The sequence below is a fragment of the Mucilaginibacter angelicae genome, assembly GCF_042434235.1.
GTDB lineage: Bacteria > Bacteroidota > Bacteroidia > Sphingobacteriales > Sphingobacteriaceae > Mucilaginibacter > Mucilaginibacter angelicae.
The window spans coordinates 115090-134609 of record NZ_JBHLTS010000018.1 but is presented as its reverse complement, the minus strand read 5'-3'; the positions used below and the strand labels follow the sequence as shown (position 1 = coordinate 134609).

Here is a 19520-nt window from a genome sequence, read left to right as displayed (position 1 = left end):
TAAATTATTCTTAATTCAACAAATACATCCATTTTGTGTTAGTAATATTCGTATTTTTAAACACAATCCCCGAATTTAAGACCCCAAATGGCAGGCACTTTAGACCTTAATCTCCAGGCCGATCTGGAAGCAATAAACCAGATCCCCGTAATAAGTTCAATACTGGAGGTAATTTGCCGCACCACCGGGATGGGCTTTGCAGCTGTTGCCCGCGTTACCGAAAAAAAATGGATAGCCTGCGCCGTACTGGATAATATTCAATTTGGACTGGTACCGGGTGGCGAGTTACAGGTTGAATCCACCATTTGTCATGAAATAAGGCAAAACCAGGAGGCTGTTATCATTGATCATGTTGAAAAGGATGATAACTTTCGTAATCATCATACGCCTTTGATGTATGGCTTTCAGAGTTATATTTCGATGCCTATCATCCGTAAAGATGGTACTTTTTTTGGTACGCTTTGTGCTATTGACCCTAACCCGGCCAGGCTTAATACCCCTGAGGTTATCAATATGTTTAAGCTTTATGCCGATCTGATCTCCTTTCATTTACAGGCAATTGAACAGCTTGCCTTTACCGAGGGAAAACTTTTAGAAGAGCAACAAACTGCTGAGCTTCGTGAACAGTTCATAGCTATTTTGGGGCACGATCTGCGCAACCCTGTTACAGCCGTATCAAACGTTGGTCAGCTGATGATGCGGATGCCGCTTGATGACCGGCTTAAACGCCTCGCCGCCATCCTGCAGGATTCATCCATGCGTATGAAAGGCCTGATAGATAACCTGCTTGATTTTGCGCGCGGCCGTCTTGGTGATGGTATCACGCTTGCCTTAAAGCATAATGAGCATCTCGAAAAAACACTTAGCCATGTAATTTCCGAATTGCACCTGGCATCACCGGAACGGGAGATCAATATTGATTTTGATATTACCGGGCCTGTATTTTGCGATGGCACAAGGATAGCTCAGCTATTCTCCAACCTGCTCTCGAACGCCCTTGTTCATGGTGAAAAAGGTGCACCTGTTCATGTACATGCAAGCAATGCGGGCAATAGGTTTATACTCTCGGTAGCCAACTCCGGCGAACAGATCCCGGTGGCAGCAATGGAACGATTATTTCAGCCGTTTTCGCGCGGTGAGGTTAAGCCCGGTCAGCAGGGTTTAGGTCTCGGCTTGTACATTTCATCAGAGATAGCGAAAGCTCACGGAGGCACAATTTCTGTAATATCAACACCCGAAGAAACGCGTTTTACTTTTCAGTTTCAGGCGTAGGGGTTATAACACATTTCCCAGCAATTGCCTTCCGGATCGGCAATAAAGCCACTGTAGCCACCCCAAAATGTTTCAGCCGGCATTTTCATTATTTGTACACCTTCCTGTTTTAATTGGGTTATTCTTTCATCAACCTTAGCCTTTGAAGCCAGGTTTATGGTGAGATAAAAAGGCTTACTCCCGGCATTATTGCTTATATTTGTGTATTGTGCAAAAAGCAATTCATTGCACAGGGTGAGCACCAAATTATCAAGCTTTAACATTACTACCTTTTCATTTTCGGCAAGGGTTTGCCATCCGAATTTTCCGGTATAAAATGCCTTGATCGCAGCAAGATCTTTAACAGCAAGTGTAATGGCAGTTACATGGCTCTGCATAGTGTCATTGTTTTTTATTGAAACCTTTTCTTATCCCAAAACAAGGGTCGACAGACATGTTTTATTTCACACTTAAATTTAATCGCCAATTAATACTGACGGGGTAAATTTAGTCAGCCAAATATAAAAACATGCAAATCAATTATTTCATAGTAGGCACTGTAATAACCCTGTTAATAGTATTAATGATATGGATAGTTAAAACCAACCTTAAAGATAAAAAAGGCTTTGAACGGCAGATCATTAACCGCGAACTTAAATCCAGGGAACACCCTAAGCCGCAAAAAGCCGAAAAAGCTATGTAATTGGGTAAAACCCGCTACCAACTCACGTAGTTTCACGCATTATTTTTTGATATCCGTTTTTTACATTTAGCAACCAAACCTAATATCTATCTCATGGCAGCAGATAAAACATCAGATCAGCAAGTATTTTATGTAGGACTTTGTATGGCCGGCGCAGTATCTGCCGGGGCCTATACAGCAGGCGTTATTGACTACCTGTTACAGGCATTAGCCGAGTGGGACAAGCGGCGTAATGAACCCGGCGTTCCATCGCACAGGGTACAGATCCCGGTAATGGGCGGCGCGTCGGCAGGCGGCATGACCAGTATCATGGCGGCATCTTCGCTTAATAACCCCATAACTCATATTGATAAGCCATCGGGAGATATTTTAGCCGAGCATCCCGAAAATAAGCTTTACCACTCATGGGTTGACCTGATCCAGGCCGATATGTTCACAAAAATGCTGGATACCAGCGATATTAAAGCTTCAGGCGTAATATCGGCCCTTAACTCTGATTTTATTAATGATGTTGCCAAACGTGTAGTTAGTGCCGATCCAAAACAATGGCAGCCCCTGCCTGCATACATTAAACCTGGTTTAAAGATCTTTACCACGCTTACCAACCTGCAGGGCTACGCGTATAATGTTCCCTTCAATGCAGCATCGCCCGAGCGTACCAAGTATAACATGCGTATTCATAATGACTATGCATGTTTTGAACTTACCGAAAACGCCATCACCGGGCATAACAATGGCTGGATGCCGCTCGATCTGAAAAATAAAGTTAATACTGATATAGCCGCCGATGCTGCCATGGCTACCGGTGCCTTTCCGGTTGGTTTGCAATCAAGGATAGTTAAGCGTGATGCTCAATATGTTAACAATAACCCATGGCTAAGCAACTACTTAGCCAATAGCCCTGTTGCTGCAGGCGGTTATCAAACCCTGAATGTTGACGGCGGTATGATCAATAACGAACCTTTTGATAAGGTAAGGAGTGTTCTGGATGACCTTACCGGTCAGCCTGATGTTGATTACAATAACTATAACAAGTTTGTTTCGACCGTATTGATGATCGAGCCCTTCCCTACCCAGGCACCAACACCTATTTCACAATCAAGAGCTGTATCAAACGTGATCGGTTTAACGCTGTCGTCCATGCTATCGCAAATGCGCTCAAAGGCCGTTAACATTAAAGACGCCATGGATGCGGATTGCGCAGGCCAATACCTGATCACCCCATCTCGCAGGGTGGATACGCCGGATGGTAAATCAACCGATCTTACGGGTGAACAAGCGATTGCCTGTGGTGCGCTGAGCGGATTTAGCGGCTTCCTGAACAAGGAGTTCAGGGTACATGATTACTTTTTAGGCCGTCATAACTGCAAGATCTTTTTGCGCGATTATTTTACCGTACCTGCCAAAGCGCTTACAACCAACCCAATTTTTAAAGATGGTTATGCTAATATTGATCTTAGTAAAACCAAATTTAAATCAACCCAAAACGATAGTTACCAGATCATCCCGGTGTTTGAAGAGGAGATTAAGTTCCCTGACATTAAGTTCAGTTCGGGCAACAACTGGCCTACCATCAAAGAACAGGATATCGACCGCTTTAGTGATGGCTTGAAAAACCGCATCCAAACCATTATGCTTAATGTAGCAGATTTGGGATGGCTTACCAAAAGTTTGCTGTGGATAGGTGCAAAAGTGATCCTGAATAAAATGGTAACCAATAAAATTATGGTGGTGATAAAAGGCGAACTTAAAACCTGGAAACTGTTACCATAGGTTGTTGTACAATCCAGACTTACGAAGTTTTAAAAACTTCGTAAGTCTTCAACTGCTTTACAGCGCCTTGAATACCACTATCCCGTTATGCCCACCGAAACCAAAAGTATTGCTCATGGCGACTTTTACTTTGTGGTCGATAGCATCGCTCAATACAAATTTTAATGTATCGGGAATAGCCGGATCAAGAACAGTTGTGTTAATGGTTGGCGGGATCACCTGATCCTGAATTGATTTTATGGCAACAATGGCTTCAATAGCGCCGGCGGCACCAAGCAGGTGACCGGTCATTGATTTGGTTGAGCCTATGATGGTATCTATTTTTCTGTTTTTGCTCACTGCAAGCAGGGCGTTGATCTCTGAAAGGTCGCCAACAGGTGTTGAGGTAGCGTGCATGTTCAGGTAGTCAACGTCGTCAATAACTAAACCCGATTCATTTAATGCCTGCTGCATGGCACGGGCTGCACCAAGTCCTTCGGGATGGGTGGCGGTCATGTGGTAAGCATCGGCAGTCATGGCAGCCCCGGTTACCTCGGCATAAATATGTGCACCACGGCTAACGGCATGGTCATAATCTTCTAATATCAAAGCACCGGCGCCTTCGCCCATAACAAAACCATCACGATCGATATCAAATGGCCTTGAGGCATGCTGAGGATCATTATTGCGGGCCGACATAGCTTTCATTGAACTAAAACCACCGATAGAAGCCGGTGTAATAGGCGCTTCCGAACCACCGGTAATGATGATTTTAGCTTTCCCTAAACGGATGTAATTAAAAGCATCCATGATAGCCGTGTTGGAGGTTGCACAGGCCGAAACCGTGGTATAATTGATCCCCATAAAACCGTTGCGGATAGAGATCATGCCCGAAGCCATGTTGGAAATAAACTTCGGCACAAAAAACGGGCTGAAGCGAGGTTGTCCATTGCCTTTGGCATATTCGGTTACCTGCTCTTCAAAAGTTTCCATACCGCCTTGTCCGCTTCCCCAGATCACGCCAACATCAAAGGGGTCCATTTTATTAAAATCGAAACCCGAATCGCGGATAGCCTCATCAGATGCTACAAGTGCATATTGGGTAAAAGTATCAGTACGTTTTAATTCAGCCTTATCCAGATGATCGGCTGCGCTGAAGCCTTTCAATTCGCAGGCAAATTGTGTGCGAAATAAGGACGCATCAAAACGGGTAATGGTGGCAGCACCGCTTTTACCGGCAACGATATTTTGCCAAAAGGTTTTAACATCATTTCCAAGCGGCGTCAAAGCGCCCATACCAGTAATAACAACTCTGTTTAACATGATGGTTTTATTAAATCGGCGCAAATATATAAATATATACCAATTGGTATTTTGAAAATGGTTGTGATAAGATAGGCTTGAGGTAAATATTACGAAGTTATGGCAACGATGACAAGCGGCGGTTTATAAATATCTCCACCTCGTCATTGCGAGGCACGAAGCAATCCCAAACTTTACAGGGAGATTTGCATAGCGTCTCTGCTAATCGGGGATTGCTTCGTGCCTCGCAATGACGCGTTTTAATTGTTCTTTACAAAGAAATCAATGCCCAAAAATCTTATTCAGTTCCGAATAAGGCACAGCATCATCCACAAAACTATAACCACCCTGGCTAAGCTCAACGGCGGCCCTCTGAAAAGCACCTAAAGCAGCCCTTGCCAAAGCCGAACCAAGGCTAACCCTTTTTACGCCCAAATCCGCAAGTTCATTAAAGCTGATATCAAAACCTGCCGCGCCAAGCACAATATTTACAGGTTTAGGAGCAACGGCTTTAACTACTTCGCTTATTTGTTCCCTTGTTTTAAGTCCGGGTGCAAAAAGCACATCGGCACCTGCATCCGCATAAGCAACAAGCCGTTTGATTGTATCCTGCAGGTCTATTTTTCCGTGGATCATATTTTCAGCCCGGGCAGTCAGCGTAAAATGGAACGGCAGGCTCCGCGCTGCTTCAACGGCTGCTTTAACCCTTTCTACCGAAAGGGCGAAATTGTAAATAGGATCATTTTCGTTACCCGTAGCATCCTCTATTGAACCGCCAACCAGGCCTGCTCCTACTGCTGCCAAAATAGTTTCGGCACAAATTTCGGGGGTATCACCAAATCCATTCTCCAGATCGGCAGCTACCGGTAAATGCGTAGCATTAATGATGGCGCGGGCATTATCAAGCGTTTCATCGCGACTGATCAAAGCATGCCCATCCGGTCGGCCCAGTGCGTAAGCCAGCCCGGCGCTTGTAGTGGTAAAAGCTTCAAAGCCTAATCCTGTTAAAATTTTAGCCGAGCCCGCATCCCAGGGGTTAGGGATAATAAACAGGCCATCGCGTTCATGCAGCGCTTTGAAAACTTCGGCTTTTTGATATTGGGGATTATTATTGTTCATGCTCATTTGAATACAGATAGATAATACCCGAAATTAAATAAAAAGCGGTTTACCTATTTCAGCAATAAGTAATTAAATTCACGCTGATGTTTCAGCTTTATAACAAACAGTTTCCGCAATTTAACCAGCTTTGGGACAAGTATGCCATGCTTTACCATCGCATTGAAGTACCTGCCAAAACCATTTTATTGAACGAGGGAGATGTTTCAAAAAAAGCTTATATCATTGAGCAGGGCTGCATCAGGGCCTGGTTTAACAATAAAGGAAAAGATGTAACCTTCCAGTTCTTTTTTGAAAATGAGGCGGTATCATCCATCGAAAGCTTCCGCCGCGGTACCCCCAGTTTATACTCCATCGAAACCATCGAGTCCTGCGTTTTATACTGGATCCATAAAAAAGACTGGCTCAACCTGCAGAACGAAATATATGCCATTCCCGAACTTCGTGAGCAGTTGATTGATATTACGTTAAACAGGCAGCTTAATTATATGCAGCATTTCATGTCGTTCATTAAGCATACGCCCAAAGAACGTTACCTTAATCTCGTTAAAGAAAAGCCGCAGATCATCAAGCGCATCCCGCAGCATTACATAGCCTCCTACCTCGGTATTACCTCGGTTTCATTAAGCCGCATCCGCAACGCGGTGGTAAAGTAAAACACGCATTCATTTCTTAACAATTGTTATCGCGGGGGCATTTGCTGCTTCCCAACTTTGCATAAAACAATTAAGCAAATGAAAGCAGCAGTATTATACCAAACAGGCAATACCCCAATATATGATGATTTTGCCGAACCCACAGTCAATGCAGGCGAGCAGGTTATTACCGTAACCGCAGCATCAATCAAAAACCTTGATAAAATGCGTGCCAAAGGTTCACATTATGATACCTACACCAATTTCCCCGCTGTGGTTGGGGTAGATGGTGTAGGTGTATTACCCGACGGCACACGTGTTTATACCGGTTCACGTACCGGTATGATGGCCGAAAAAGCGGTTGCAGGCAGCAAAATGATGGTCCCATTACCACAAAACCTTGACGATGTTACAGCAGCGGCCATAGCCAACCCGGCGGTATCAGCATGGCTGTCATTAGCGTGGAAAGGCGGGCTTCAAAAAGGCGGATCAGTTTTGATTCTTGGAGCAACGGGCATAACCGGTAAACTGGCTGTGCAATTGGCAAAACACATGGGCGCAGCCCGTATAGTAGCTACCGGCCGTAACCCTGAAGCTTTAAAAGTACTAACAACGTTGGGGGCGGATGTAACAATCTCCCTTAACCAGCCTGAAGATCAGCTACGGCAAGCTATTAGCGCCGAGATCAAAAAAGCGCCTTTCGATATCGTGCTCGACTACCTTTGGGGCAAACCGGCCGAACTTGTACTAAGCTTGTTAACCGGGCACGACCTTAATTCGGCAGGGCACTTAACCCGCTACGTACAGGTGGGAGAAATGGCAGGTGCCGACATTAACCTTAAAGCAGCTACGTTAAGGAGTTCATTAATTGAACTGGTTGGCGCAGGCGGCGGGGGCATAACCAAAGAGATCATGCTGAAACTCCCCACTGAAATATTGCCACAAATCTTTGAGCTGGCTGCCGAAGGGATAATTTCTATTGAGACAGAAGTAGTCGCCTTGAAAGATGTAGAACAGGCATGGGAGAAAAATGATTCCGGAAAAAGGATTGTTCTGGTACCGTAGGCCAAATTTCACATACATCAATGTCATTTCCTTTGGTAAACCAAAGGGATGGCATTTTCCATTACGCTACTTTATTTTCTACTTTCCTGTTAACTAACATATTCCCTATTATTGCAGCAATATTAGTCATGAAACAAAAAGTAGATATTGAAAACTGGATCAGGAAAGAGCATTATAACTTTTTTAAACAGTTTGAAGAGCCCTATTATGGTGTAAACATTAACATTGATGTAACGGCCGCCTATAAGTTTGTAAAGGATAACGGGGTATCGTTTTTTCTTTATACCATGTATCAATCCTTAGCTGCATCCCAAATTATTGAAGCGTTTAAATATCGTATGGAGGGTGATGAGGTTTTCATTTACGACCAGATTGACGGCGGCTCAACTATTCCGCGCGCCAACGGCACCTTCGGTTTTGGCGAATACTTGTTTTATCCTTTGTTTGAGGATTTTAACCGGGAGGCCATTAAAGAAATTGAGCGTGTACAAAGTAATAACCTATTGGAACGTTCAACCGTAAATAATATCATCCGTTTTTCTTCGCTGCCCTGGATCAATTTCACATCGCTGTCACATGCACGCATGTTTTCGTTTGTGGATAGCTGCCCCAAGATTTCATTTGGTAAAATGACCGAACATCATGGTAAACGCACCATGCCGGTATCTATCCATGTAAACCATGCATTGGTTGACGGGATCCATGTAGGCCAGTATATTGATTGCTACCAGGAATTATTGAACAAAGGCGTTTAGGCTAACCTTATCAAGCTAAGAAGTTGCGTACCTCTGGCACGCTAAAATCTTATTTTAATTTAATTCTACAAACCTTTTGCCCCTCTGGGGCAACCTTTCAGGCTGTAATTTTACGTGTAAAAAGATCTATCCTTTTTTAAACACATTTGCCTTCACCATAAACAACGGCAGCGAACCGTGATCAAGCACACGTGAATGAAAATCCCTGATATTAAATTGAGCGCCTTGTTTTTGTTGCTGCTCTTGCTTCCAGTGCAGGATTTGTAATGCCCCATATTTGTAGGTAACTACCTGTGCCGGCCAGCGGCGCATACGGGCAATCTCGCGCATGGCAATGTCATCCTGCCCGCGGATATTCTTTTTCCAGAAGGCAAGTGCCTGTTCGTCTGTCCAGCCGTAATAATTAAGGGCTACATCCAACGGCACCCGAACCGAGCGTACAATATCCCACTCCCATTTGCCTAACTCGTCATAAGGCGTTTTATAAACGCCAAGCTGCTTACCCAGCTCTTCGGTATAAGCGCCCCAACCTTCGGCAAAACCCATATAATAAAAAAGCTGCTGCACCGCCGATGTTTTGGTTTGCGCCTCGGTACTGGCCTGGTAATGGTGACCTGGAACACCCTCGTGAATAAAAAGCCAATCGACCTGCCGTTTATTGTAGGGCTTATCAAAAAGGTTGTAGTAAAACGCATTACTATCATAATATCCGGGCGTTTGGGCCAGTTGCCTGCTTTCGCCCTTTACAATTTTTAACGGCGCAATATTGGTATTGTTAAACAGTTTGGGCAGGTTGGCATAAATGATCTCCTTAGTTTTTTCAAACGATTGCTGCACTACTTTGGGATCGCTGATAAAAAATGAAGGATCATTGAGGTGTTTATAAAAATCATCTTCACTCAAGCCTGTTTGCAGGCGGATAGCTTCAATATGCTTTTGAACCCGGCTTACTTCGGTTAAACCAAACTGGTAAATTTCATCGGGTGTGGCATTGGCGCTTGTCCACCGTTTAAGCAGGTAAGCATACCAGGCTTTGCCGTTGGGGATGGTAATAATGCCGCCTGTAGGAATAATCGCGGGCTTATTCTTTAACCAATCCTGCTCAAGAGCTATCCGCTCCAAATTAAGACCGGTTTCATAGTTGATGAGCAGGTAATCTACCTTTTCCGGCCCGGTTAGCTCATCTGCCTTAAAAGCCGATAAATTAGCCTTTACTTTTGTAAAAAAATCCAGCTGTTTTTGTACATCAGCAGTTGTACCGATATGTTCTAACCCGCTTACGTAGCTTAATTCCAGTTGCGGCAGGTGCAGACCGTTATAGCCTGCTACAAAATCTTTGCAAAAGGCATCAAACGTTTGCTGCTTTTTGACCGGGAATACAGACAATATAAATGCGCCGAGAGCTACAATAAAAACCTTCATAAATTGGATCTGGTTAACAAACATAAATAATAAACTGTATTTTACTTATGCAAAACCCAATATCCCCCTGTTGGGGTGATAAGCCAGTAACCGCTACGGTATAAATTTGATAATCATGGTGTATCGCAAATTAATCCTGCTTTTTATTTTTATGCTGATAACCGGCAGTGGCTTTGCACAGGTAACATATCCTGATGCTTCCCTGCCAGCAGATACGCCGCGGCTGTTTGCTGAAGGCATCCTTACAGATGGCCTGAGCAACCGCGATTTTACCATATCCCCAAAAGGGGATGAGATCTTTTTCACCCTGCAGCAACCACGTTTTATAACCAGTACCATTTTACAGATCCAAAAGAAAAACGGCAAATGGGGCAAACCTGAAGTTGCCCCATTTTCGGGCCGTTATCGTGACCTGGAAGCAAGCTTTTCGCCGGATGGACAAACCGTTTACTTTTCGTCAGACAGACCAGTGAATGATACCATTACAAAAAAGGATTTTGACATTTGGCGGGTTAAACGTGACAAGAACGGTAAATGGGGACAGCCCGAAAACCTGAGCCCGGAAGTAAACTCAGCCAAAAGTGAGTATTATCCAAGCGTAGCCAAAAGCGGCAACCTGTATTTTACGGTAGAAGCTGATTACGGCAAAGGCAGTGAGGATATTGTAGTTTGCAAACCAACAGCCACTGGCTACAGTAAACCCGAAAGCCTCCCTGAAGCTGTGAATACCAAATACGATGAGTTTAACGCTTTTATTGATCCTGATGAACAGTTTATTATGTTTAGCTGCTACGGCCGGACCGATGACCTGGGGCGTGGTGATCTGTACATAAGCCATAAAGATAAATCGGGCAACTGGCTGCCCGCCAAACATCTGCCTGCCCCCATAAACAGCACAGCCCTTGATTACTGCCCATTTATAAGCGCAGATAAAAAGTACATGATCTTCACCAGCAACCGTATTAACAGCCAGCTAAGCAACGGCAAAACCAAATCATATCAACAATTACAACCGCTGCTAAACAGCCCCGGCAATGGCTGGGATGATATTTATTGGGTGAAGTTTAACGAAGCCTGGTGAAATAAGTTTAACTTATGTCGACTGGATATAGCTGTGCAGCTGCTCAATGGTTTCCCTTTGCGAATGAATGGTTTCGTACACCACATCGCTCATAGAAATAATACCGCACAACTGATCTGCCACATCAAACACCGGTAAATACCTGATATTGTTTTCGCTCATGATCAGCATACATTCATCAACTGAAGAGTCGGGAGTGATTCTCGGGAAATTAGTACTTATGATCTCTCCGGCAGTGGTTTCGTCAGAATGCTTACCCACTAAAATAATTTTACGTGAGTAATCTCTCTCGGTCATCAAACCCACATATTTGCCGTTTTCGGTCACCACTACCGAACCGATGTTTTTATCGGCCATTAATTTCAACACATTAAACACAGTAGTTTCGGCGGGCACAGCAGTAACATTGCTGCCCTTACGGGCCAGGATATGCTTTACACTTTTCATAAGTACTCAGGTTAATTTGGTAATTCCAATTTACGAATAAGTAGCAGAAAAACAATGGATTATTTTTAAAAACTACATTTCCGGGCATAATTTATTAACGTTGAGTACGGCATAAGCATATTATCCATCTAATTAATTAACGTGTCCATTGTTTGATTAAAGTATTGCCTTAACTTAGCTTCTACTTAACCTGTTATTTTACCTGAACCTGAATTATGAAAACCTTCCTGCTGCTACTGCTTAGCTTATTCATTGTATTTAATTTAAATGCCCAACAGAAAAAAATAGCCTCGATTGCCATATCTGTTGAAATCATAGGCTTAAAGGATCACGATAAATATTATTTAAACGGCCCCAGTATAATGGGCCTGGATTCATGCATAGTTCAAAATGGTCAAATTCACTTTAAATACACAGGCGAACCCGACCAGGTATCAATAGGCAAAACCAAAGACTCTGGCGGTGTTGGCGATGATCTTTTGGTTGGATTTTGGACTGATAAACAGGATATTAAAATTACCGGAGACAAAGCAAATCGCGAAAGCATGACCATTTCAGGCTCAGCCCTGTGGGATAACTTCATTCAATTAAATAAAATAACCCAGCCAATTCAAGATAAACGCAACGAGATTGTTATTAATAGCACATACCATAATCAGGATAGCGTAAAAAGCCGCCTGGACAGCGTTGCTGCTGTAAAGAAGACCGTGTTATTAACTTATATTCAATCAAACCTGCATTCATACGCGGGTATAATCCTGCTTTACTACAGCAAAATTGATAAAACTTTTACTACAGATGAAGCCAGGGGATTACTGAAACAATTTGACCCGGAACTTCAAAACTCAAAATATGGACACCTTGTGCAGCAATTGAATAAAAGTTACGATCAAACCAAAATAGGGCAAATGGCCCCCGATTTTGAACAGGCTAACCAGCACGGAAAGCCTGTAAGGCTATCCGCATTTAAAGGTAAATACGTTTTGTTGGAGTTTTCATCGTCATGGTGTGGGCCCTGCCGGGCAATGAACCCACAATTGGTAAAACTCTACAATAAATTTAAAAACAAAGACTTTGAGATCATCAGTGTATCAACCGATGTTAACAGGCAAACATGGCTAAAAACAATTAAAGACGATGGCCTGATCTGGCCGCAGCTATCCGATTTAAAGGGACAGCAAAACGAAGTTGCTACGCTTTATAACATCAATGGCATACCTCATAATTTCCTGATAGATAAACAAGGCAAAATCATTGAAGACAATATTTATCCAGATCAGCTTGCCGAAAAACTGGATACACTGCTAAAGTAAACATGCAACAAAAAAGCCCTTCAGTAATTAAACCGAAGGGCCACCAACCTATATAAAACAAACCTATTGTTTTCTCTTTCCCCAAATGGCTGTGCCATGGTTATCCAATCCGGTAAATATCAGGGTTGACGTTATTTTATTTTCCCAGTCGCGTTCACGTTCAACCTTCAGTTTGTAGGTGTCGCCGCTGCTGTATTTAAGTTCAAGCCAAGGAGTGGTGAATGTCCATTTATCTGCAGCATTGCCATCAATAGTACCTGCAGCATCAAGTTTAAAGGTTGTTGACACCTGAAAATCCGGATTGGTTTGCTCGGTACCGTAACCCGGCACAATGTGATAGTTCAGCGTGATCTTTTCATAGGTTCCGGCCACATCTGTAGCGGCTATAGCAGTTTGGGCAACGTTGGCATAGCGCTCGGGAGATACGATAGGCCAGCCGTCCGGTGTCCATGATATTTTACGCACATGCAAATCCATAAAATAGGAGTTAATGCCCGGCCTGCCCTGGTGCGCCATATAATACTGCCCGCTGCCATTGTCAAACACCGCGCAATGGCCTGTACCCTGCCAGCCGCTTTGATTAGTGAACTGATATGGTGCCAGGATCATCGGCCCATGGTCTTCATCGGTGTTGATATCATGCCCGTTATAATCATAAAACGGCCCTGTGGGACTGTCGCCCCTCCCTACCCTTACATTGTATTTGGTTTGCAGCCAATCATAACTGATAAACAGGAAATACTTTTTCAGATCGGGATTATAGATCACTTCCGCCCCCTCAATATTGCCATTGTATTTGCCGCCGGTAAAGCCACGGTTAGCTATGCGCTTACCCTTATCGCCCGATGCCGCAGCCAAACCGGTTGATGGGTCAAGCTTCAGGATATAGATCCCATCCCAGGCCGAGCCATAGTACATATACTGTTCGCCGGTTGTGGTGGTAATTACTGTTGGGTCGATGGCGTTAGTTTGGATACTGGCATCATTGGCAGATGTTACCACGAGGCCTTTTTCCGTCCATGGCCCATCGGGCGATGAAGCCGTCGCCATACCGATCACACTCAGCCGAGCCACTGCCGATGATAGCGAATAATACAACCGGTACTCTGATCCAACTTTCATTACATAAGGCGCCCATAAAGCATTGTAAGGCGTACCACCTTTCCCTGTAATATAAGCCGAGCCCTGCGCCGGTAACGACGAGAATACCCAGCCTACATACTCCCACTGTACCAGATCCTTCGACCGGCGGATTTGCAGGCCCGGCCTTACATCGGTACCAAAAGCCACATCAGTGCTATAGCAATAGTAATAATCGCCAAACTTTTTGATAGATGGGTCATGCACGTTATACACTGTCCATTTAGGATAGTAGGTAAATGCCGCAATATCCGCATAAGTGTCACTAATGCTGTTGATATCAAATGCCGTTGTTACCGGTGTTGTGGTGGTATCCGTTTTAGGAGGTGTTGGCGCAGGTGTATCCTTTTTTGAGCAGGAAAACATTACTGTTGCCAATGTTGCTATTAAGTATATATTTTTCGCTGTATTGGTCATCGTGTTCATCTCTTTCACTTGATTTTTTTTAATTCCCTCCCTTGGGAGGGGTGTGATGGACAGAGAAGTGGCAGGGAGGGGTTTCTGAAAGCGAGCAGTGTGCCTGACTTCATAAACCCCTTCCTCCTCCTTCCCCGGGGAAGGAATCGCACCTCCCCTCGCTCTCTTATTTAATACCCCGCATTCTGCACCAAACCAACGTTGGTTTGCACTTCGGTAAGCGGTATTGGCAAATACTCTTTACCCACAGTGTAAGTGTTAAATTCCGGATCGCGGGCCTTTAACCAGGCCAGTTTGGTTGCATCCTGTAACCAGCCCCAGCGGCGGATATCATCAAAGCGGTGACCTTCCAACGAAAACTCCAGGAAACGTTCGTGACCAATCTGCTCGCGCATATCGGCCTGGCTCATGCCCGGTTTAACAGTAGCCAGGTTTGGCAAGCCAACACGGTTACGCACCATCTGGATGTATTGATAAGAGTCATTTGTCTGGCCCAATTCATTCAAGCATTCGGCGTACATCAGCAGTACATCGGCATAACGCATCAGCCTTTCGTTAATGCCCGATCTCCAGTCGTATTCATCAGCCTGGCCAGTGTCGCCGTTTTCATACTTATGACAAAACAGTGCGTTTAATGATGAACTGCCTGCATAGCGGGTAGCAAAATCCTGGTTATATAGTTTTTCGCCGGGTTTGTTGTAATACATGGTTACATCCAAACGGGGGTCAACGCCACCGCTGGTTGTTTTTTCCTGCAGATACTCGTTATATAATACCGGAGTTGGCTGTACATCGGTAAAACCGAAACTTGCCGCGCCAAAGGTGATAGCACGGGCAGATGTACGTCCCCATCCTGATGAGGGATCGCCGCCCCAGCCCAGATCGGTACCACCGGCATCCCTCGAAAACTGAACCTCAAAAATCGACTCCGAGTTGTTTTCGTTGTTCGCAAAAAAGTTATCGTAATAATTAGGCACCAGGCTATAGATGCCCATATCAATAACCGATTTAAACTCGGCAGCTGCCTCGGTATATTTTTTAGTGAACAGGTAAGTTTTACCCAGGTATGCAGCCGCGGCACCTTTTGTGGCCCGACCAATCTGCCCATCGGGTGATAAGCCGCTGTAAGTTGTTGGCAGCATGCTTTCGGCAGCTTTAAAATCGCTGATCACCTGCGCCCAAACTACATCCTGAGGTTGCTGTTTCTGGAAATAATCAGCGCTTGAGGCAGCCGGTACCAGTGGCATAGGCACGTTTTTATAAAAATCGGCCAGGTGAAAGTAGAATAAGCCGCGTAAAAAATAGGCCTGGCCTAATACACGTTTCTTCAACTCTGCATCCATAGTAATGGCGGGTACATACTTCAGTACTTCGTTTGCGCGCAAAATACCCTGGTAGTAAGCTGTCCACGAAAACAGCACGCCATCGCCGGTGCTTTGCATGTTAAACTTACCCATGTTATAGATCTGGTCCCAGGGGCTATAGCTTGTAGCATCATCGCCCCTTGTGTTTTCCACTATCGGCGAAAAGCGCATGTATGAGCCATCAATAATCAAGCTGCCGTACGCTGCGTTTACTCCTTTTACAGCATCACTGGCATTTTGCCAAAATGTTTGGCTTGTTTGGGCGTTAGGGTTCACCGTGGTCAAATCGCCTTTTTTACAGCCCATGGCAAATACAGCTACCAACAATAGTGTAAATACCGCTTTTGTATATATCGTTTTCATTATAAATAATGTTAAATCGTTAATCAATTTTTAAAGCCCTACCTGTAAGCCAACTAATAAAGTGCGCGGGTTAGGGAACGAACCATAATCAAAACCGCGGTTAATAGTGCCATCGTTAATAAAATCCGGGTCGAAACCTTTGTACTTGGTAATGGTGTACAGGTTTTGGCCTGATAAGTAGATCCTTACACTTCTGAACACGTGCGTACGGTTTAGCAATGCCGATGGTAAAGTATAACCTAACTGAGCAGTTTGTAAGCGGGCGTATGAGCCGCTTTGAATAAACCTGTCGGAGTTGCGGTTATTGGCATTAGGGTCGCCGATGATCGGGCGCGGCACATTGGTGTTGGTATTGTTCGGAGTCCAGTAGTTCAGCTCATCGGTACTTGCATTCGTGTACTGACCAGTCATTAAAGACTGGTACACGCCATTGGCTATTTTGCTGCCATAATTGCCTTGTATAAATATGGATGCATCGAGATTTTTGTAGCTGGCGCTGAAGTTAAAGCCATAATACAATTTAGGAATGGCCGAGCCTAAGTAAACGCGGTCGTTATCATTAATGATGCCGTTATGATCAGTATCAACAAACTTAACATCGCCGGGGGCTGCACCTGTTTGAGTGGCATGGGCTGCTACATCGGCAGCATCTTTAAAAATACCTTCGGTTTTGAAAGCGAACAACTGACCAACTTCACCGCCTACTGCTGTTTTACTGTATGCGCCATAAATTGGGTTACCGCCGTTTCCTAATGATAATACTTTGTTTTTAACCGTTGAAGCGTTTGCGCTGATGGTATAGTTAAACGGCCCGGTATCCCTGCTGCGATAGGTTACTGTAAACTCAATACCTTTATTAGTAAACGAAGCAGCATTTACCAGCGGCGTATTAATGGCACCTACCGAAACCGGAATTGGCACAGGCAAAAGGATGCCTATAATTTTGTTCACATAATACTCTGACGAAAAGCTCAGCTGATCTTTAAACAAGCTTAAATCCAAACCGATGTTGGTAGTGCGTTTTTGCTCCCATTTGTTAGTTTGGTCAAACACCTGGGTTTGGGTAGCGCCCGATGCTAAGGTATTACCAAATACATAGCTGGCATTGGCATTTACCACAGCCTGGTAAGGATAAAATGCAAGCGCATTTACGTTACCCAAAGTACCATAACCAGCCTTTAACTTTAATTGGGTAATGGCTTCGGGCAGGTGCAGAAATTTTTCTTTATTGATGTTCCAGCCTACAGATACACCGGCAAAATTACCAAAGCGGTTATACTCCGGCAGCTGCGATGTACCATCGCGCCTGTAGTTTGCGGTTAGCAGGTAACGGTCATCATAGTTATAGTTTACACGGCCAAATATTGGCGAATAAAATTTACGCTCGTTACTGTTGCCAAATACGGTTTTATCAGTGGTGTTGCTTACGTTATCAAAGGCAAACAGGTAAGGTTGCGGCAGATTGTACGCTATGCCGGTAAGGTTATCATTTTTATCTTTTTGATAAGCCGTACCCGCCAATAACTCTATATTATGTTTTTTGATGTTGAATTTATAGCTCAGCGTATTTTCAACAAGGGCGGTGTAGTAGTTTCCGCGGGCATCGCTGTAATAGGCAGTGGTATTTGGATAAAACCAGCCCAGGTCATAAATCGGGTCGAAATAAGTATTCTTGAAATCGTTACGATCATAGCTTGCGCTAAGGCGGTATTTCAGGTTTTTGATAATTTCAACCTCCATCCAGGCCGATGCTACCATACGGTTACGCTGGCCTGTGCTGTTCAATAAATTGTTTACACCTATAATATTTAGGGAAATAGCCCTTTGCGTGTTTTGATCAACACCACCGTAGCCGCCAACCCGGTTAGGATCATAAATTGGCATGGTTGGGATAGCCGTAACCAGGTCGACTATCTGGTTGCCGGTACCGTGCAAATGTGGGTAAGCCAGGTTATTATAATCGCCTTCGGTATAGGCAAACTTGGTTCCGAATGATACGATACCTTTTTTACCCTGGATATTGCCGCTCAGGTTATAACGGGTATATGACGGACCTGATACGGTTGTACCGGTTTGGTTAAAATAATCTAAAGCAACATTGTAGCTCATGTTTTCATTACCACCCGATAAACCAAGATCATGGCTTTGGGTATGCCCTGTTTGAAAACCTGATTTTTGCCAGTCGGTATTTACATTGCTGATAAATTTGCTTGATGATGGATCATTGCCCGGCGCCAATGATAAACCAGCATTGGTTTCGGCGGCATTGGCAATTTGCTGATAGCCTACCCTATCAGTAACAGATAAGGTTTTAGGATTTTTCTGGAAACCAGCATAACCGTTATAGTTAATTTTCATGGCCCCGCTTTTTCCTTTTTTGGTAGTAATAATAATCACACCGTTAGCACCGCGAAAACCATAAATAGCACCTGCCGATGCATCTTTGATCACCTGCAGGCTTTCAATATCCGAAGGCGGAAAATCAAAAGGCTCCATGGTTGGTACGCCATCAATAATGTAAAGCGGGTTGTTATTAATCAAAGAGCTCACGCCACGAATGCGGATAGAAACGCCTTCGCCCGGTACACCTGATCCGTTCACCTGCACGCCGGCAACCTGGCCCTGTAAAGCCCTGGCAACATCAGGAGTGGTACGTTTAGTAGCATCCTTAAGGTTTACGACGGTAACCGAGCCGGTAAGATTTTCCTTTTTCTGCGTGCCGTAACCCACAACAATAACCTCGTTTAACGAGTTGGATGCCGCCTTTAACTGGATATTAAGTGATGAGTTGCCGCCTAAAGGCACCTCCTGGGTAGCGTAGCCTATAAAAGTAAATACAAGTACTGCATTAGCAGCATTGGCATCAGGTACGTTGATCATATAACGGCCCTGCACATCGGTCTGCGTACTTACATCCGTGCCTTTTACCCTGACGGTTACGCCGGGCATAGGCAGGCCTGTTTCATCAGTTACTTTACCGGATACTGCATTAGCCGCAAATACTTTTCCTTTTTCGGCAAGGATAACCAGGTTATTATCGCTCAGCGTATAGCCCAGGTTGGTATTGCTAAGTATAGCTTTCATCACCTCTTCAAGCGATGCATCTTTTGTATTTAAACTGGCCTGCACGTCGTTTTTCAACAACATGTCGTCATTGTACAAAAAGCGATAGTCAGATTTTTTTTCAATTTCCTTAAGCGCCTTCTTCAGGGGCACATTCTGGAAATTAACGTTGATCTTTGTCTGACCATATCCCTTTGAAAACGCCTGCAACGAAGAGACGAGGACCAGGATAAGGATAAATTTACACATAAGAAGTACTTTCAAGAATTGGTTCAGCCGCAATGGTTTAATGCGGTGTGCATTTTTTTTCATAATTTAGCATTAAGGT

16 protein-coding genes are annotated in these 19520 nt (G+C 44.3%); 8 read left to right on the top strand and 8 right to left on the bottom strand.

Annotated elements, in window-relative coordinates; genetic code table 11:
- Positions 1–87 precede the first annotated feature (87 nt).
- Positions 88–1272 (top strand): GAF domain-containing sensor histidine kinase, encoded by a 1185-nt coding sequence (locus tag ACFFGT_RS06885; protein WP_377021778.1) that lies wholly within the window; start codon positions 88–90, stop codon positions 1270–1272.
- Here ACFFGT_RS06885 and ACFFGT_RS06880 read toward each other — a convergent pair.
- Entirely contained in the window at positions 1263–1649 is a 387-nt protein-coding gene (locus ACFFGT_RS06880) for a VOC family protein (protein ID WP_377021777.1), read from the bottom strand. The two genes, ACFFGT_RS06885 and ACFFGT_RS06880, sit on opposite strands and share 10 nt — an antisense overlap.
- A gap of 131 nt (positions 1650–1780) precedes the next feature.
- On the opposite strand from ACFFGT_RS06880, the gene ACFFGT_RS06875 reads away from it, so the two are divergent.
- Together ACFFGT_RS06875 and ACFFGT_RS06870 are read left to right on the top strand one after the other, a co-directional pair.
- Positions 1781–1954 carry a hypothetical protein gene (locus ACFFGT_RS06875; protein ID WP_377021776.1) on the top strand — a complete coding sequence of 58 codons (174 nt, stop codon included), beginning with the start codon at positions 1781–1783 and terminating at the stop codon, positions 1952–1954.
- A gap of 93 nt (positions 1955–2047) precedes the next feature.
- Positions 2048–3727: a patatin-like phospholipase family protein gene (locus ACFFGT_RS06870; protein WP_377021775.1), complete on the top strand. Its 1680-nt coding sequence runs from the start codon at positions 2048–2050 to the stop codon at positions 3725–3727.
- A 57-nt stretch (positions 3728–3784) separates the two neighbouring features.
- On the opposite strand, the gene fabF is transcribed toward ACFFGT_RS06870, so the two are convergent.
- Together fabF and ACFFGT_RS06860 are read right to left on the bottom strand one after the other, a co-directional pair.
- Positions 3785–5029, bottom strand: coding sequence for a beta-ketoacyl-ACP synthase II (fabF, locus tag ACFFGT_RS06865; RefSeq protein ID WP_377021774.1), 1245 nt, complete (start codon positions 5027–5029; stop codon positions 3785–3787).
- Positions 5030–5290: 261 nt separating this feature from the next.
- Positions 5291–6127, bottom strand: a complete 837-nt coding sequence (locus ACFFGT_RS06860) for an isocitrate lyase/PEP mutase family protein (protein WP_377021773.1) — start codon at positions 6125–6127, stop codon at positions 5291–5293.
- Positions 6128–6213: 86 nt separating this feature from the next.
- Between ACFFGT_RS06860 and ACFFGT_RS06855 the strand changes: the two genes are divergently transcribed.
- The 3 genes from ACFFGT_RS06855 (at position 6214) to ACFFGT_RS06845 (ending at position 8582) form a co-directional block, all read left to right on the top strand.
- A complete protein-coding gene (locus ACFFGT_RS06855) occupies positions 6214–6783 on the top strand; it encodes a Crp/Fnr family transcriptional regulator (RefSeq protein WP_377021772.1) in 570 nt (189 codons plus the stop codon).
- 78 nt (positions 6784–6861) lie between these two features.
- Positions 6862–7827, top strand: a complete 966-nt coding sequence (locus tag ACFFGT_RS06850; protein WP_377021771.1) for a quinone oxidoreductase family protein — start codon at positions 6862–6864, stop codon at positions 7825–7827.
- Positions 7828–7955: 128 nt separating this feature from the next.
- On the top strand, positions 7956–8582 hold the full coding sequence (locus tag ACFFGT_RS06845; protein WP_377021770.1) for a CatA-like O-acetyltransferase: 627 nt from the start codon (positions 7956–7958) through the stop codon (positions 8580–8582).
- A gap of 126 nt (positions 8583–8708) precedes the next feature.
- Here the strand turns inward: ACFFGT_RS06845 and ACFFGT_RS06840 are convergent, their stop codons facing one another.
- Entirely contained in the window at positions 8709–10004 is a 1296-nt protein-coding gene (locus tag ACFFGT_RS06840; protein WP_377021769.1) for a DUF885 domain-containing protein, read from the bottom strand.
- Positions 10005–10119: 115 nt separating this feature from the next.
- Here ACFFGT_RS06840 and ACFFGT_RS06835 point away from each other — a divergent pair, with 115 nt between their 5' ends.
- A complete protein-coding gene (locus ACFFGT_RS06835) occupies positions 10120–11085 on the top strand; it encodes a hypothetical protein (protein ID WP_377021768.1) in 966 nt (321 codons plus the stop codon).
- Positions 11086–11097: 12 nt separating this feature from the next.
- Here the strand turns inward: ACFFGT_RS06835 and ACFFGT_RS06830 are convergent, their stop codons facing one another.
- Positions 11098–11532 (bottom strand): CBS domain-containing protein, encoded by a 435-nt coding sequence (locus ACFFGT_RS06830; protein WP_377021767.1) that lies wholly within the window; start codon positions 11530–11532, stop codon positions 11098–11100.
- A gap of 215 nt (positions 11533–11747) precedes the next feature.
- Here ACFFGT_RS06830 and ACFFGT_RS06825 point away from each other — a divergent pair, with 215 nt between their 5' ends.
- Entirely contained in the window at positions 11748–12845 is a 1098-nt protein-coding gene (locus ACFFGT_RS06825; RefSeq protein ID WP_377021766.1) for a redoxin domain-containing protein, read from the top strand.
- Between the two features lie 63 nt (positions 12846–12908).
- Here the strand turns inward: ACFFGT_RS06825 and ACFFGT_RS06820 are convergent, their stop codons facing one another.
- From ACFFGT_RS06820 to ACFFGT_RS06810, 3 genes are all read right to left on the bottom strand, one after another.
- Positions 12909–14411: an arabinan endo-1,5-alpha-L-arabinosidase gene (locus tag ACFFGT_RS06820; protein ID WP_377021920.1), complete on the bottom strand. Its 1503-nt coding sequence runs from the start codon at positions 14409–14411 to the stop codon at positions 12909–12911.
- A 161-nt stretch (positions 14412–14572) separates the two neighbouring features.
- Positions 14573–16129 (bottom strand): RagB/SusD family nutrient uptake outer membrane protein, encoded by a 1557-nt coding sequence (locus ACFFGT_RS06815; RefSeq protein ID WP_377021765.1) that lies wholly within the window; start codon positions 16127–16129, stop codon positions 14573–14575.
- Positions 16130–16159: 30 nt separating this feature from the next.
- Positions 16160–19504 carry a SusC/RagA family TonB-linked outer membrane protein gene (locus ACFFGT_RS06810; RefSeq protein ID WP_377021764.1) on the bottom strand — a complete coding sequence of 1115 codons (3345 nt, stop codon included), beginning with the start codon at positions 19502–19504 and terminating at the stop codon, positions 16160–16162.
- Positions 19505–19520: the final 16 nt, after the last annotated feature.

Bases quoted from the DNA above. Each gene is read 5' to 3' on its own strand.
- ACFFGT_RS06815 (WP_377021765.1), bottom strand. From the start codon at position 16,129: ATGAAAACGATATATACAAAAGCGGTATTTACACTATTGTTGGTAGCT.
- ACFFGT_RS06860 (WP_377021773.1), bottom strand. From the start codon at position 6,127: ATGAACAATAATAATCCCCAATATCAAAAAGCCGAAGTTTTCAAAGCG.
- ACFFGT_RS06825 (WP_377021766.1), top strand. From the start codon at position 11,748: ATGAAAACCTTCCTGCTGCTACTGCTTAGCTTATTCATTGTATTTAAT.
- ACFFGT_RS06820 (WP_377021920.1), bottom strand. From the start codon at position 14,411: ATGAACACGATGACCAATACAGCGAAAAATATATACTTAATAGCAACA.
- ACFFGT_RS06830 (WP_377021767.1), bottom strand. From the start codon at position 11,532: ATGAAAAGTGTAAAGCATATCCTGGCCCGTAAGGGCAGCAATGTTACT.
- ACFFGT_RS06810 (WP_377021764.1), bottom strand. From the start codon at position 19,504: ATGAAAAAAAATGCACACCGCATTAAACCATTGCGGCTGAACCAATTC.
- ACFFGT_RS06840 (WP_377021769.1), bottom strand. From the start codon at position 10,004: ATGAAGGTTTTTATTGTAGCTCTCGGCGCATTTATATTGTCTGTATTC.
- ACFFGT_RS06880 (WP_377021777.1), bottom strand. From the start codon at position 1,649: ATGCAGAGCCATGTAACTGCCATTACACTTGCTGTTAAAGATCTTGCT.
- ACFFGT_RS06875 (WP_377021776.1), top strand. From the start codon at position 1,781: ATGCAAATCAATTATTTCATAGTAGGCACTGTAATAACCCTGTTAATA.
- ACFFGT_RS06835 (WP_377021768.1), top strand. From the start codon at position 10,120: ATGGTGTATCGCAAATTAATCCTGCTTTTTATTTTTATGCTGATAACC.
- ACFFGT_RS06845 (WP_377021770.1), top strand. From the start codon at position 7,956: ATGAAACAAAAAGTAGATATTGAAAACTGGATCAGGAAAGAGCATTAT.
- ACFFGT_RS06885 (WP_377021778.1), top strand. From the start codon at position 88: ATGGCAGGCACTTTAGACCTTAATCTCCAGGCCGATCTGGAAGCAATA.
- ACFFGT_RS06855 (WP_377021772.1), top strand. From the start codon at position 6,214: ATGTTTCAGCTTTATAACAAACAGTTTCCGCAATTTAACCAGCTTTGG.
- fabF (WP_377021774.1), bottom strand. From the start codon at position 5,029: ATGTTAAACAGAGTTGTTATTACTGGTATGGGCGCTTTGACGCCGCTT.
- ACFFGT_RS06850 (WP_377021771.1), top strand. From the start codon at position 6,862: ATGAAAGCAGCAGTATTATACCAAACAGGCAATACCCCAATATATGAT.
- ACFFGT_RS06870 (WP_377021775.1), top strand. From the start codon at position 2,048: ATGGCAGCAGATAAAACATCAGATCAGCAAGTATTTTATGTAGGACTT.